General features: G+C 64.5%; 11 protein-coding genes. 8 read left to right on the top strand and 3 right to left on the bottom strand.

Annotated elements, in window-relative coordinates; all coding sequences use genetic code 11:
• The first annotated feature begins 142 nt into the window (after positions 1–142).
• Both AB5Y50_RS01980 and AB5Y50_RS01975 read left to right on the top strand, forming a co-directional pair.
• Positions 143–2,299 (top strand): AsmA family protein, encoded by a 2,157-nt coding sequence (locus AB5Y50_RS01980; protein ID WP_043154842.1) that lies wholly within the window; start codon positions 143–145, stop codon positions 2,297–2,299.
• 139 nt (positions 2,300–2,438) lie between these two features.
• A complete protein-coding gene (locus AB5Y50_RS01975) occupies positions 2,439–3,173 on the top strand; it encodes an SDR family oxidoreductase (RefSeq protein ID WP_043154840.1) in 735 nt (244 codons plus the stop codon).
• Between the two features lie 59 nt (positions 3,174–3,232).
• Here AB5Y50_RS01975 and glnE read toward each other — a convergent pair whose 3' ends face one another.
• The 3 genes from glnE to AB5Y50_RS01960 form a co-directional block, all read right to left on the bottom strand.
• Positions 3,233–6,103, bottom strand: coding sequence for a bifunctional [glutamate--ammonia ligase]-adenylyl-L-tyrosine phosphorylase/[glutamate--ammonia-ligase] adenylyltransferase (glnE, locus tag AB5Y50_RS01970; RefSeq protein WP_043154838.1), 2,871 nt, complete (start codon positions 6,101–6,103; stop codon positions 3,233–3,235).
• Positions 6,104–6,238: 135 nt separating this feature from the next.
• Positions 6,239–6,679, bottom strand: coding sequence for a GNAT family N-acetyltransferase (locus AB5Y50_RS01965; RefSeq protein WP_010675667.1), 441 nt, complete (start codon positions 6,677–6,679; stop codon positions 6,239–6,241).
• Between the two features lie 140 nt (positions 6,680–6,819).
• Positions 6,820–8,070: a methyl-accepting chemotaxis protein gene (locus tag AB5Y50_RS01960; protein ID WP_010675666.1), complete on the bottom strand. Its 1,251-nt coding sequence runs from the start codon at positions 8,068–8,070 to the stop codon at positions 6,820–6,822.
• A gap of 100 nt (positions 8,071–8,170) precedes the next feature.
• On the opposite strand from AB5Y50_RS01960, the gene AB5Y50_RS01955 reads away from it, so the two are divergent.
• The 6 genes from AB5Y50_RS01955 to epd all read left to right on the top strand — a co-directional run bounded on the left by AB5Y50_RS01955 (position 8,171) and on the right by epd (position 13,975).
• A complete protein-coding gene (locus tag AB5Y50_RS01955; RefSeq protein WP_029314808.1) occupies positions 8,171–8,923 on the top strand; it encodes a potassium channel family protein in 753 nt (250 codons plus the stop codon).
• A gap of 152 nt (positions 8,924–9,075) precedes the next feature.
• Positions 9,076–9,681 (top strand): TIGR04211 family SH3 domain-containing protein, encoded by a 606-nt coding sequence (locus AB5Y50_RS01950; RefSeq protein ID WP_010675664.1) that lies wholly within the window; start codon positions 9,076–9,078, stop codon positions 9,679–9,681.
• A gap of 165 nt (positions 9,682–9,846) precedes the next feature.
• Positions 9,847–10,626 carry an NAD(+) diphosphatase gene (gene nudC / locus AB5Y50_RS01945; protein ID WP_043154835.1) on the top strand — a complete coding sequence of 260 codons (780 nt, stop codon included), beginning with the start codon at positions 9,847–9,849 and terminating at the stop codon, positions 10,624–10,626.
• Between the two features lie 139 nt (positions 10,627–10,765).
• Positions 10,766–11,833, top strand: a complete 1,068-nt coding sequence (hemE, locus tag AB5Y50_RS01940) for a uroporphyrinogen decarboxylase (protein WP_043154833.1) — start codon at positions 10,766–10,768, stop codon at positions 11,831–11,833.
• A gap of 151 nt (positions 11,834–11,984) precedes the next feature.
• Positions 11,985–12,914, top strand: a complete 930-nt coding sequence (locus AB5Y50_RS01935; protein WP_043154831.1) for an ROK family protein — start codon at positions 11,985–11,987, stop codon at positions 12,912–12,914.
• A gap of 50 nt (positions 12,915–12,964) precedes the next feature.
• Entirely contained in the window at positions 12,965–13,975 is a 1,011-nt protein-coding gene (gene epd / locus AB5Y50_RS01930; RefSeq protein WP_041211676.1) for an erythrose-4-phosphate dehydrogenase, read from the top strand.
• Positions 13,976–14,020 lie beyond the last annotated feature (45 nt).

Here is a 14,020-nt window from a genome sequence, read left to right as displayed (position 1 = left end):
GCCGCGCGTTGGAAGAGCTGCGCTGGCTGCACTAGCTGCGACCATCCCTGTCTCGCCGCTGGCCCGTTTTGGCAGACGGGCCCCATCTGTCATCCCCCCGGTGGTATAGTCAGCCACAAGATCCGCATTCAAGGAGTCCATCGTGAAGAAGATCATCTACATCCTGCTGGGGTTGGCGCTGGCGGCCGTGGTGGCCATCGCCGCCCTGGTGTCTCTCATCGATCCCAACCAGTTCAAGCCCCAGCTGGCGGAGCAGGTGCGCAAGAGCACCGGCCGCGAGCTGGTGATACAAGGGGATATCGGCTGGCGTTTCTGGCCGAGCCTCGGCCTCTCCCTCGAGAAGGTGGCGCTACGCAACCCCGCCGGCTTTGCCGAGCCCGACCTGGTGCGATTCGAGCAGGGTGAGGCCTCGGTAGGCTTGCTGCCGCTGCTCTCCCACCGACTTGAGATCGGCAAGGTGACCCTGAGCGGCGCTCATCTGTTTATCCAGACCAGGGCTGACGGCAGCTCCAACCTGAGGGATCTACTCCAGGCCTCCGCCGACCCCAAGGGGGAGGCGACCTCCGAGCCCGCCGCAACGACGCCCCCAGCCGCCAGTGACAAACAGCCCTGGCAGATCAGCCTGCAAGGCATCGCGCTGGTGGATGCCAGCGCCCTGGTGCGGGACGACCGCAGCGGTACCGTCTCCCGGCTCGACAGGCTGGATCTCGATCTGGGGCAGTTGACCCCGGGGGAGTGGGTACCGGTGACCCTGGCGGCCAAGGGGGCACAGGGGGATCTGGCCTTTGATCTCAAGGGTCAGGCCCAGCTCAAACCGGCCCGGGAGGCCATGAAGAGCGAGCTTAAGGATCTCAATCTCAGCGGCAGCCTGAACCAGCCGACCCAGCGGCTGGATGCTTTCTCCCTCAAGGCCGATCGGCTGGCATTGGGGGAGTGGAGCAGTCTGAGCCTTAGCCTCAGCGGGGCACAGGGGGCGGCGGACAAGCCGACCCTGGCCGGTACGCTGGAGGGGACCCTCAAGGCGCGCCTCGATGAAAACCGGCAACTGCTGGAGCTGTCGGATGCCGTGCTGGCCGCCAAGCTGAGCGGCGATGCCCTGCCGCGCCCGCAGATGCAGCTCAAACTCGCTGGCTTTGCCCGCGCCGAGCTGGACAAGCAGGCCGTCACCCTCAGCAACCTGGTGATGGGGGTGGATGATGCTCTGCTGAGCGGCAGCGGCGCCGTTCGTCTGGGGGCCGTTCCCAAAGTGGACTTTGACCTCAAGGGGGAGAAGCTGGATCTCGACGGCTGGCTCGGTCAACCGGCCAAGGCTGCACCTGTGGCCGCCACCTCGGGAGCGGCTGCACCGGCCGGAACGCCGACACAGACCGCCGTGCCCGCCAACAGGGCGCTCTCCACGGCCGAACCGGATCTTACCGCCCTCAAGTCGGTGGACCTGGCTGGCCGACTGCAACTGGGCAGCCTGCGCCTCAAGGGGCTGGATCTGAGCGCCGTCGATCTGCAACTGGCCCTGGCCGGTGGCCAGCTCACCCTCAAGCAGTTCAGCGCCGGGGTGGCCGGCGGCCAGGTGACCGCCAGCGGCGTGCTTGATGCCCGTCAGCAGCCGGCCCGCTATCAGGTGCATAAGCGGGTGCAGGGAGTCGAAGTGCGGCCCCTGCTGCAGACCCTGGCCCAGACCGACCTGCTGGAAGGCAAGGGGGATCTGGAGGTGGAGGTGCAGGGTAGCGGTCTTTCCGAGCAGGCGCTGCGCAGCCGGATGCAGGGCAAGGTGAACCTCAAGTTGAGCGACGGTGCCCTGCACGGCATCAACCTGGCGGAGATGATCCGCGAGGCGCGGGCCACCCTGACCGGCAAGGGAGCGGATCAGGTGAAGGAGGTGCGCAAGACCGATTTCAGCGCCCTCACCGCCAGCTTCCAGATTGCCGACGGGATTGCCAGGAGCGACGACATCCAGCTCTTTGCCCCCGCCCTGCGGGTGAAGGGGCAGGGCCAGACCGCCTTGGTGCCGGAGACCCTCGACTTCCTGTTCCTCACCTCCGTGGTGGAGAGCAGCAAGGGACAGGGGGGCAAGACGGTGGACGAGCTCAAGGACATCACCATACCGGTGCGCATCGGCGGCCACTGGCAGGCGCCGAGCTACAAGCTCGACGTGAAGGCACTGCTCAGCAACAACAAGGTGCTGGAGGAGAAGGCCCGCAAGGAGGCCGAGCGCGGTCTCAAGAAGCTGCTGGGTGACAAGGCCGACAACGAAGGGGTGAAGGGGGTGGCGGACCAGCTGCTCAAGGGCCTGTTCAAATAGCCACCCTCCCGTTGTTGTCATCAAGAGCCCGCCCCGTGCGGGCTCTTTGCTGTGGTGCCGGGCGTTACGGGACGAGGTGTGGTCGGCAACATGAGGTACTATGCGAAATAGTCTTCGAAACCGGGAACCAGGAGGGTTCATGAACAAACGGGTGCTGATCACCGGCGGTGGCAGAGGTATCGGGGCCGCGACAGCCCGCTATCTGGCGGCGCAGGGTTACCATCTCTGTCTCAACTATCGTCAGGACAGGGCGTCCGCCGAGGCGGTGGTGGCCGAGATCCTGGCCACCCATCCGGTCGAGTGCATCGCGGTGCAGGCCGATGTCAGCGTGGAGGCCGAGGTGGTGCGCCTGTTCGAGGAGATGGACGCGAGGCTCGGCCCCGTTACCCACCTGGTGAACAACGCCGGCAGGTTGCAGCCCCAGATGCGGGTGCTGGAGATGAGCGCAGAGCGCATCAACCAGACTCTGACCACCAATGTCACCAGCTGCTTTCTCTGCTGCCGCGAGGCAGTGCGCCGCATGACGGCAGGGGGCGCCATCGTCAACGTCTCTTCGGCCGCTGCCCGGCTGGGCTCCCCCGGGGAGTACGTGGATTATGCCGCCGCCAAGGGGGCAGTCGACGTGCTGACCAGAGGCTTGTCGCTGGAGCTGGCGGCCCAGGGGATCCGGGTCAACGGGGTGCGTCCGGGTTTCATCTACACCGACATGCATGCCGACGGCGGCGAGCCCGGCCGGGTGGACAGGATCAAGGGGGCCATTCCGCTGCAACGGGGCGGCGAACCCCGTGAGGTGGCGACCGCCATCGCCTGGCTGCTGTCGGACGAGGCCTCCTATGCCACCGGCACCTTCATTGATGTGGCAGGTGGGCGCTAGGTCATCTTCAACAAGCCTCTCGTCAACGAGAAGGGGCGCCATGGCGCCCCTTCTGCTTATTATCCCAGCAGCTGTTGCCAGACCGCCAGCACATGGCCCCGCTCTCGCGGCAACTGATCGTCCCCCACCTTGCGGGAGATCTCCGAGAGATTGAGGCGATGGCCGAGGTTGCGGATCTCCAGATAGGCCTGCTTGAGCCCCTCTGCCTGCTCCAGTGTGAGTACCCCCGCCATCACGCACTCATCGAAGATGCGCACATTGTCTGACCAGCGGGTGAGGGCGTCCGGCTCACCGCAGGCATGGGCCAGCACCAGGTACTGGGCGATGAACTCGATGTCCACCATGCCACCGGGGGACTGCTTGAGATCGAACTCTCCCTCTCCCGCCTTGAGCAGGTGATCCCGCATCTTCTGGCGCATCTCCCGCACTTCGCGGGCCAGGGTGGGCAGATCCCGCTCCTTGGCCAGCACGTCGCGGCGGATGCGGGCAAATTCGGCGACCACGGTATCATCGCCATAGATGGGACGGGCTCGCACCAGGGCCTGATGCTCCCAGGTCCAGGCTTCCTGCTGCTGGTACTGCTCATAGGCCGACAGCGATGAGACCAGCAGGCCTGAGTCGCCGGAGGGGCGCAGCCGCATGTCGATCTCGTAGAGGATGCCGGACGGAGTGCGGGTGCTGAACAGATGCAGGATCCGCTGGGCCAGGCGCAGGTAAAACTGGCGGCTGTCGATGGGCTTGCGGCCATCGGTGTAACTGTTGGGGTCGCCGCCGTGCAGGAACACCAGATCGAGATCCGAGCCGTAGCCGAGTTCGATGCCCCCCAGCTTGCCGTAGGCCACCACCGCAAAGCCGCGCTGGCCGCTCACCGCCACCTCGGGCGGCACCCCGTAGCGTTCGCTCATCTGGGCCCACGCCTGATTGACCACCTCCTCAGTGATCGCCTCCGCCAGCCAGGTGAGGTGGTCGCTCACCTTCATCAGCGGCAGGGCGCCGGCGATGTCGGCGGCGACGATGCGCAGGAGCTGCACCTGCTTGAACTGGCGCAGCGCCTCCATCTGCTGCTCCACATCCTCCTCGGGGATGCGCAGCAGGAACTGGCGCAGCTGGGGCTTGTACTGATCCAGCGGGGTGGGGTGGTAGAGGTGCTGGGGATCCAGCAGCTCGTCCAGCAGGATGGGGTAGCGGGCCAGCTGCTCGCTCACCAGGTTGCTCTCGTCACACAGGCGTACCAGCTGGCGCAGGGCGGCGGGGTTTTCCGCCAGCAGTTGCAGATAGGCGCTGCGGGTGAAGATGCGAGTCAGCAGGGTGCAGACCCGCTCGAACAGGCGGGCGGGCTCGCGGCTCGCCACCACCAGCCGCAGCAGCTCCGGCATCAGCCAGTCCAGGGCGATACGCCCCTGGGGCCCCACCTGACGGCGCTTGTACTCCTCCTTGAAACGCAGCAGGGCGGCGCCGAGGGGGGCGGGCTCCACCACTCCCTGCGTGGTCAGCAGTTTTTCCAGCTCGGCGGCATCGAGCTCGGTGCGCCAGAGATCGAGCCAGAGCTGTTCCAGGTGGGCGGGGGCCTCCTTCTCTTCCCCCACCACGGCGACGAACTCCTGATGGACGGCGGCCATCTCCTCATCGAGGTGGGCCATGAAGGCGTCCCAGTCGGTAAAGCCGAGGGTGGCGATGAGCCGCTGGCGATCCCGATCCTCGGTGGGCAGAGTCTGGGTCTGCTGATCGCCGATCTCCTGCAAGATGTTTTCCACCCGGCGCAGGAAGCGATAGGCGGTGAGCAGGCGTTCGCACTGGCTCCCCTCCAGGGCGCCCCCCTGGGCGATGGCGGCCAGCGCCTCGGGCAGGTGGCGTACCCGCAGGGCGGGCTCGCGCCCGCCACGGATGAGTTGCAGCGCCTGGGCGATAAACTCCACCTCGCGAATGCCCCCGGCCCCCAGCTTGATGTTGCCCTCCAGTCCTTTGCGGCGCACCTCGGCGGCGATCATCGCCTTCATCTGGCGCAGGCCGTCGATGACGCCGAAGTCGATGTAGCGGCGGAACACGAAGGGGCGCAGCAGTTCGGTCAGGGCCGTGGCGTGTTCACACTGGGGGCCCAGCACCCGCGCCTTGACCATGGCGTAGCGCTCCCAGTTGCGGCCGTGATGCTGGTAGTAGTCCTCCATAGCGGCGAAGGAGATGGCGAGCGGCCCCGCATCGCCAAAGGGGCGCAGCCGCATGTCGACCCGGAACACCTGACCATCCTGGGTGGGCTGGTGGAGGGCGTTGATGAGACGCTGCCCCAGCTTGATGAAGAACTGCTGGTTGGCGAGCTCCCGCCGCCCGCCAACGGTGTAGCCGTTCTCGGGGAAGGTGAAGATAAGGTCGATGTCCGAGGAGAAGTTGAGCTCGCCGCCGCCGAGCTTGCCCATCCCGAGGATGAGCAGCGGCTGGGGGTTGCCATCGCCGTCCATGGGGGTGCCCAGCTCGCTGCACTGTTTGGCGTAGAGCCAGTCGCGGGCTCCACAGATGAGGGCATCCGCCAGCTTGGTGAGATGGATGAAGCTCTCTTCGACCTCGGACTCCCCGAGCAGCTCGCGCCAGGCGATCACCAGCATGCGGCTGCGGCGGAACTGACGCAGGATGCGCTTGAGCGCCTCCTCGTCCGCGACCTCGGCGAGCAGGGCTGCGAGCTCAGGTTCATAGGCGGGCCAGCGCTCGGCCCGGGTCAGTGCGTCCGATGCCAGGGTCTCGGCCAGCAGCCCCGGCTGCTTGATAAGGGAGTCGGCGACAAAGTCGGAGAGGCCGAGCAGGGTCAGCAGGGTCTGGCGGGTGGGCTCGGGCAGTGCGTCATACTGGGGCGCCAGGGCGAGCAGCCGCTGCCAGTGGCGCAGGGCCTGCTCCTGCAACAAGGGAGAGAAGGCGGAGAAAGAGGGAGAGTGCTGGGCCACGGTTGCCATCCTTGTGGTTGACGAGTCTGCAGGGAGAGTGAAATGCCGGCTGCCAATCTAGCACTCCCGGGCGCTGGCGTCACAGCGCCGCTGCCCGGAAGGTGATCCGGCGACGGATCTGGCGATCGGCCGGGCTCAGGGACGCCGGTAGATCTCGGGGTCGTAGATTTCCATCAGGCTGCCGGGGCTTCTCGGCGGCACAAAACCGAAGCCGGCGTAGAGGCCGTGGGCATCGGAGGTGGCGAGGGAGAGACGGCGCAGCCCTTGCAGCTCCGGGTGGGCGAGGATGGCTGCCACCAGGGCCTTGCTGTGACCGCGCCCGCGATGTTCGGGCAGCACGAAGACGTCGGCGAGATAACCGAAGGTTGCCTTGTCGGTGATGACCCGGGCGAAGGCGACCTGCTGGCCGTCGAGATAGGCTCCGAAGCACAGGGAGTGGTTGATGGCCCGCTGCAGGGTAGCGAGGGGAATGCCGAGGCACCAGTAGGCCTCTTCACTGAGGAAACGGTGAATGAGCGGGACGTCGAGGCGCCCCTTGTCGTCGCTTATCTCAAGCGCACGTTCTGTGGTCTGCATCCTGGCTCCTTGCCGTGATGAAAAAAGAAAGGCCCCTAAGGGGGCCTTCCAGTGTACTCAAATCACGACCTCAGGCCAGCCTGAAGGTTTGACGATGGGCGCCAGCATCAGGCCAGCATCAGGCCAGCATCAGGCCAGCATCAGGCCAGCTTGAAGGCCTGGATATGGCTGTCCAGCGTCTGGCTGTGGTGTTCCACCAGTTCGGAGGCATCTTTCAGCTCCCGCAGCACCACGACGGAGCCTTCCACCACCTGTTTGACCTGCTCCAGGTTGGCATTCATCTCCTCGGCGACCGAGCTCTGCTGCTCGGAGGCGGCGGCGATCTGGCGGTTCATGTCGGCCACTCCTTGCACCCGCTGCACTATGGTGTCGAGCTGGGTACCAGCCTGGGTCACCTGCTCCACCCCCTTGTCCGCCTGCTGCACGCTCTCGGCCATCAGGCCGACGGCCTGGCGGGCGTTGCCCTGAAGCTGCTCGATCATCTTCTGGATCTCGACGGTGGCCGCCTGGGCACGGTTCGCGAGTTCGCGCACCTCGGAGGCGACCACGGCAAAACCGCGACCCGCTTCACCGGCGCGGGCGGCCTCGATGGCGGCGTTCAGGGCCAGCAGGTTGGTCTGCTCGGAGATGCTGCGGATGGTGTCCACCACGGAGCCGATGCGATCGACCCCGTGCTCCACTTCGTTGACCACGGTGGAGGAGCGCTGGATGTTGCCGGAGAGAGTGTCGATGGTGTTGACGGTAGCCGCCACGCAGCGGCTGCCCTCCTCGGCCAGCTGGCTGGTTTCGGCGGTGGCGTGGGACGCCTGCTCCGCGTGGTTGGCCACCTCTCGAATGGCACCGACCATCTGGCTCATGGCGCTGGCAAGCTGCTCAATCTGGGTGAACTCCTCGTTGATGGCCTCGTTCGCCTCATCCATGCAGAGAGTCACCTGGGAGGCGATCTCGTTGAGCTCCTTGCAGGCGGCACGCTGGGTCCCGAACACCTCCTTGAGGTTCTCCTGGGAGTGGGCCACCGCCTTGGCGATGTCGCCGAACTCGTCCCGGGACTTGAGCAGCACGCTGTGGCTGAGATCCTTGTTGGCGAAACGCTCCAGCAGCCCCACCAGGTAGTGGACCTGCTTGACCATGAGGCGGGAGCCGGTGAGCAGCAGCACCACGAAGACGACCCCCATGAGCGCCGTCTCCACCAGCCCGGTCCAGAGCAGGCGATCGGCGATGGTGTTGGCCATGGCGGCATCAATGCCCTCGCTGAGCAGGGTCGCTTCCAGGTTGCTGGCATCGAACCAGAGTTTGGCCAGCAGCAGCAGGGTGCTGAACACCATGAGCAGCACCACCTTGGGCACCAGTCGGATGTTGCTCATGCGCCTCTCCAGCGGGTTCAACTGCATAATTTTTCTCCTTTCAACGTCCATTATTCCTTTGCCGTCATAGCTATCGGCATTATCTTCCTTTTTATTAATTTGCACCGTGCTTAAAGTTGGAAAATGTATGCGACATCACTTAACTCATTTGCGTACCATGGATCTGCTGATGGGGTTTCTCTCCGTGATTTCGGTTTGCCTGGTGGCTGCTCGCTGGCTGGGGCACGGTGAACTGAGCCCCCAGACTTTGCAGCTCTTTTATGATGTCGACAGCCTGATCTGCTACTTCTTCCTCGCTCACTTCGCCTATGGCTGGGCGCGCGCCTCCGACAGGATGGCCTTCTTCAAGAGCAACTGGTTCTATCTGCCCGGCAGCCTGCCCATGGTGGAACAACTACGTTGGGCGCGGCTCATCCAGCTGTGGCGGGTCTACCAGTTGCTCCGGGACAGACCGGATCTGCTGGCCATGTTCCGTCGTGAACGCAACGAAACCACCCTCTCCGGCATTCTCTTCCTCTTCTTCCTGTTGCTGGGGGTCGGCTCCGGCGTCATGTACTGGCTGGAAACGGGGCAACCCGGCAGCCAGATCCAGACTCCTTACGATGCCTTCTGGTGGACGCTGGTGACCCTCTCTACCGTGGGGTACGGGGATCTGGTGCCCAAGACGGAGGAGGGGCGCTTCGTCGCCAGCCTGCTGATCCTCTTTGGAGTGGGGTTGTTTGGCGCCCTCAGCGGCTTCATGGCCAGCCTGTTCGTCCATCCCGGCAAGACCAACGACGACACCGCGGTGTGGCGACGCCAGCAGAGCGAGCAGCAGGCGCAACTGCTCAAAGAGCTCAAGGCCCTGCGCGCTGAGGTACAGGCGCTGAAACAGAAGTAGGTACGACGTCTGGAATGGTCGCGTGGCAAACCGGCGGCGCTGCGAGACAGCTCTCACTCGGGGAGATGGCGCTTTTCTTTGCTTGTCCTTTGACCCGCAGGCGGCTTAACATTCGGCCTGCAACCTAATCCAACGAAGAGAATCGATCGACCATGCGCGCCCTTCTCGGGATCCTGATCTGCTTGTGTGCCCAACAGGCACTGGCCGATACCCGCTATGTTTCAGACAACATCTTTACCTATATCCACAACGGTCCGGGTACCCAGTACCGGATCCTCGGCAGCGTCAAGGCCGGTGAGCCGCTGGAGGTCAAGGCGGTGAACCAGGAGGCCGGATTCACCCAGGTGGTGGACGGTCGTGGCCGCGAGGGCTGGATCAAGAACAGCGAGCTGCAGGGGGAGATCAGCCTGCGTGAACGCCTTCCCCAGGTTCAGAAAGAGCTGGACGAAGCCAAGGCCCGTCTGCTGAACCTCAATGGCGACAACGAGAAACGCTTCGCCGAGAAGGATGGCAAGATCGCCGAGCAGAGCAAGGAGATCGCCAGCCTCAAAGCCCGTCTGGACAGCCAGAGCGCCGAGATGAGCAGCCTCAAGGAACAGAACGACGCCCTGACCCAGAGCTATGACAACCGTGAGCACGACATGCAGATGGACTGGTTCATCCGCGGTGGTGCCATGGTGGGGGGCGGCATCCTGCTCGGGATCCTCCTGCCCATGCTCCCGCGCCGTCGCAAGAGCAGCGAGCGCTGGATGAACTGATCGCCCGGGCGGTCAACAGGATGAAAGGTCGCCAGAGGCGGCCTTTTTTCATGGTGTGTCTGGCGAGAAGAGGGCCATGTCGGGGGTCGCCATCGGCCCTTCCCGCTCGTAAGATGAGGCGAACGATCCTGTGCCGCGCGCATTCTCAACAAGAGCCTTCATCATATGTCATCAACTGAACAGGCCTTCTGGTTCGTGCTGGGGGGCGATCACCTCGTCCTGCTGGATGAACAGGGGCGCATTCCACAAGGGCCCCGTGCCGTTTTGCCCACCCATCTGCACACCGCCCCCTTCGAGCGCTTCGACGAGTGGGACGGCCTGCCTTGCCATCTGCTGGATCTGGGGGGCGAGGCGGAGACCGGGGCCATGGCCCCGCTGCGCCAGCTCATGGTGGCGGGGGACGAAGAGGGCTTTCGCCTCGCAGGGCGGGCCTGGCAGCTCGCCACTTTTCGCCGTACCCATCGTTTCTGCGGTGAGTGCGGCGCCCCCATGACCCCGAGGGAAGGGGAGTGGGCCCAGGGGTGTCATCACGGCCATGTCGTCTATCCGCGCATCTCCCCCTGCATCATCGTCGCGGTGCGCAAGGGGCCGGCCATCTTGCTGGCAGCCCACCGCCGTCACTATCAGGCGGATGATCCCATGTATACCGTGCTGGCCGGCTTCGTGGAGGCGGGGGAGAATCTGGAGCAGTGCGTGGCGCGGGAGGTGTTCGAGGAGAGCGGCATCCGGGTGACCAATGTGCGTTACGTGGCGAGCCAGCCCTGGCCCTTCCCCCACAGCCTGATGATGGGCTTCACCGCCGACTACGAGAGCGGCGAGATCCGGGTGCAGGATGACGAACTGGTGGCGGCAGGCTTCTTTGAGGCTGACCGGCTGCCGCGCTTGCCCCCTCATGGCACCATAGCGCGCCGGCTCATCGAACAGTGCCTCGCCGAGGCGCGTTGAGGGAAAACAGGGGCGCTTGTATGCGCCCCCTCACATCTTTGCACTCCTGCGGCGATGTGCGGCGTCAGGGGCGCCCTCAGCCTTGCACAAAGTGGTATCATGTCCGCCATTTTATGCGTGACATGACTCAGGAACTGGGATGAAAGAGCTGAAAAACGATCGATACCTGCGTGCCCTGCTGCGCCAGGAAGTGGACATGACCCCGGTATGGATGATGCGTCAGGCTGGCCGTTATCTGCCGGAATACAAGGCGACCCGCGCCGTTGCGGGGGATTTCATGTCCCTGTGTCGCAACGCCGAGCTGGCCTGTGAAGTCACCTTGCAGCCCCTGCGCCGCTATCCACTCGATGCCGCCATTCTCTTCTCCGACATCCTGACCGTGCCCGATGCCATGGGGCTGGGCCTCTACTTCGAACAGGGGGAAGGCCCGCGCTTCGAGCGCCCGATCACCTCCATGGCCGACGTGCAGGCCCTGCCCATCCCGGATCCGGAAGACGAGCTCGGCTACGTGATGAATGCGGTGCGCACCATCCGCCGCGAGCTCAAGGGCGACGTGCCGCTTATCGGCTTCTCCGGCAGCCCCTGGACCCTGGCCACCTACATGGTGGAGGGGGGCAGCTCCAAGGCCTTCACCAAGATCAAGAAGATGATGTATGCAGAGCCGCAGACCCTGCATCTGCTGCTCGACAAGCTGGCGGACAGCGTGATTAGCTATCTCAACGCCCAGATCAGGGCGGGTGCCCAGGCGGTCATGGTATTCGACACCTGGGGCGGCGTGCTCACCCCGCGCGATTACCGCGACTTCTCCCTGCAGTACATGCACAAGATCGTCGATGGCCTGATCCGTGAACATGAGGGCCGCCGTGTGCCGGTCACCCTGTTCACCAAGAACGGCGGCCAGTGGCTGGAGCAGATCGCCGCCACCGGCTGTGATGCCCTGGGGCTGGACTGGACCACCGACATCGCGGACGCCAAACGCCGGGTCGGCGACAAGGTGGCGCTGCAAGGCAACATGGACCCCTCCATGCTCTACGCCACCCCGGAGCGGATCCGCGAAGAGGTCGCCACCATTCTGGCCGGTTTCGGTCATGGCAACGGTCATGTCTTCAACCTGGGGCACGGCATCCATCAGGATGTGGACCCGGAACATGCCGGCGTGTTCGTCAACGCGGTGCATGAGCTCTCCGCCCGGTACCACGGTCGCTGAGCGCGGCAAACAGCGTGATGAACGGGGCCTGCGGGCCCCGTTTTGCTGTCCGTGACACAGGGGGCTGCATCCTGGTTGCGGCTCGGGTTACACTGCACCCCCATGTTGGCAGTCGTGGCCGGGATGGGGTCGTTGAGGGGCAGGAGGCTGGATGGAGAAGCAGGCGTGGGATTGGGGCATCGACCTTGGCGGGACCAAGTGCGAGTGCGTGGTGCTCGATGGCGACGAGGTGTTGCTGCGCCACCGCATTCCCACTGAACGGCACGGCGGCTACCAGCACATGCTGGGCCAGATCGCCAAACTGGTGGACGAGTGTGCCGCCAAACTCGGTCAGCGTCCTGCACTCATCGGCATGGGGACGCCGGGGGCCCGGGACCCCCAGACCGGGCTGCTGAAAAACAGCAACACCACCGAGTTCAACGGCAAGCCGCTCAAGGAAGATCTGGAGCGCAGGCTGGGCGTCCCCGTGCTCATCGCCAACGACGCCAACTGTTTCGCCCTGGCGGAAACCCATCTGGGGGCGGTGCGCCAGCAGCATCCCGATGCAAAAGTGGTGTTTGGCATCATCATGGGCACCGGGGTCGGGGCCGGCATCGTCATCAACGGCCAGATCCTCAACGGTCACCACGGCATCGCCGGGGAGTGGGGGCACAACGTCCTGTTGCCGGAGGGGCCAGAGTGCTACTGCGGCAAGCGCGGCTGCGTCGAAACCCTCATCAGCGGCCCGGCGCTGGAGGCCTGGTACGAGGCCAGGACCAAACGCCGTCTCTCGCTCGCCCAGATTGCTGCGGCCAGTGCCCATGATCACGTCGCCAGGCTCACCATGGACAGGTTGCACCTGCTGTTCGGCCAGGCCCTCGCCAACGTGATCAATATTCTCGATCCGGACGTCATCGTCATCGGTGGCGGCGTGGGCAATGTGCAGAGCCTCTATCGCGCCGGGCGCGAAACGGTATTGCCCTTCCTGTTCAACCCCCGTTTCGCCACCCCCATGATAGCGCCGGCCCTGGGGGACAGCGCCGGGGTATTCGGTGCCGCACTGCTGGCCCGCGGCGTCTTTCGCGAGGCACTGCTCTCGTGAGTCGCCCCTTCCTCCCATCCCTTTGTCGCAGCTAAGGACACAACGTTTCCATGATCAAGATTGCCATCAACGGCTATGGCCGCATCGGCCGCAACGTGCTGCGGGCCCTCTACGAGAGCGGCCGCGACAAGACTATCAAGATAGTGGCCATCAACGAGCTGGCGGCCCCCGAGGCCATGGTGCACCTGACCCGCTTCGACACCAGCCACGGTCGCTTCCGCTATCCGGTGCAACTGGCGGGCAACAGCATGCAGGTGGGGGAGGATCTCATCGCCCTGTTTGCCGAGCGGGATCCGTCGAACTTGCCGTGGCGGGCGCTGGGGGTGGACGTGGTGCTGGACTGCACCGGGGTGTTCGGCTCCCGGGCCGATGCCGAGCTGCATCTGGGGGCGGGAGCGGGCAAGGTGCTCTTCTCCCATCCGGCGGACGCGGACGTGGACGCCACCATCGTCTACGGGGTCAACCACCAGGTGCTGACCGGGCGGGAGCGGATCGTCTCCAACGCCTCCTGCACCACCAACTGCGTGGTCCCCGTCATCGAAACATTGCATCGAGAATTCGAGATAAATTGTGGTACTATTACGACAATTCATTCGGCCATGCACGATCAGCAAGTCATCGATGCCTATCACGGCGACTTGCGCAGAACCCGGGCAGCCAGCCAGTCCATCATCCCGGTGGACACCAAGCTGGCAAAGGGGTTGGAACGTATCCTTCCCCACTTTGCCGGCAAGTTCGAGGCGATCGCGGTACGGGTACCGACCATCAATGTAACCGCCATGGATCTGAGCATTACTGTTCGTAAAAAAGTGACAGTTAGTGACGTAAATCAAGCCCTGCAACGGGCATCCAGAGGTACATTACACGGTATTCTGGACTACACGGAAGAGCCACTGGTCTCCGTAGACTTTAATCATGATGCACACTCCTGCATCATTGATGGTACCCAGACCCGGGTCAGCGATGCCAACCTCGTCAAGATGTTGATGTGGTGCGATAACGAATGGGGCTTCGCCAACCGCATGCTGGATACCACCCGGGCCATGATGGCCGCAGGCTGAAAGTCTGCACCGGGCGCAAGGTTACTGTTTTTTTAACATTACCTG

The sequence above is a fragment of the Aeromonas sp. s6 genome (genome assembly GCF_040907815.1).
GTDB lineage: Bacteria > Pseudomonadota > Gammaproteobacteria > Enterobacterales > Aeromonadaceae > Aeromonas > Aeromonas caviae.
Note: the sequence above shows the minus strand (reverse complement) of the source record. Positions and strands in the feature narration are given on the sequence as shown.

Coding starts and splice junctions, on each gene's coding strand:
- nudC (WP_043154835.1), top strand. CDS start 9,847: ATGTCATCAACTGAACAGGCCTTCTGGTTCGTGCTGGGGGGCGATCAC.
- AB5Y50_RS01955 (WP_029314808.1), top strand. CDS start 8,171: ATGCGACATCACTTAACTCATTTGCGTACCATGGATCTGCTGATGGGG.
- epd (WP_041211676.1), top strand. CDS start 12,965: ATGATCAAGATTGCCATCAACGGCTATGGCCGCATCGGCCGCAACGTG.
- AB5Y50_RS01935 (WP_043154831.1), top strand. CDS start 11,985: ATGGAGAAGCAGGCGTGGGATTGGGGCATCGACCTTGGCGGGACCAAG.
- AB5Y50_RS01965 (WP_010675667.1), bottom strand. CDS start 6,679: ATGCAGACCACAGAACGTGCGCTTGAGATAAGCGACGACAAGGGGCGC.
- AB5Y50_RS01950 (WP_010675664.1), top strand. CDS start 9,076: ATGCGCGCCCTTCTCGGGATCCTGATCTGCTTGTGTGCCCAACAGGCA.
- hemE (WP_043154833.1), top strand. CDS start 10,766: ATGAAAGAGCTGAAAAACGATCGATACCTGCGTGCCCTGCTGCGCCAG.
- AB5Y50_RS01975 (WP_043154840.1), top strand. CDS start 2,439: ATGAACAAACGGGTGCTGATCACCGGCGGTGGCAGAGGTATCGGGGCC.
- AB5Y50_RS01960 (WP_010675666.1), bottom strand. CDS start 8,070: ATGCAGTTGAACCCGCTGGAGAGGCGCATGAGCAACATCCGACTGGTG.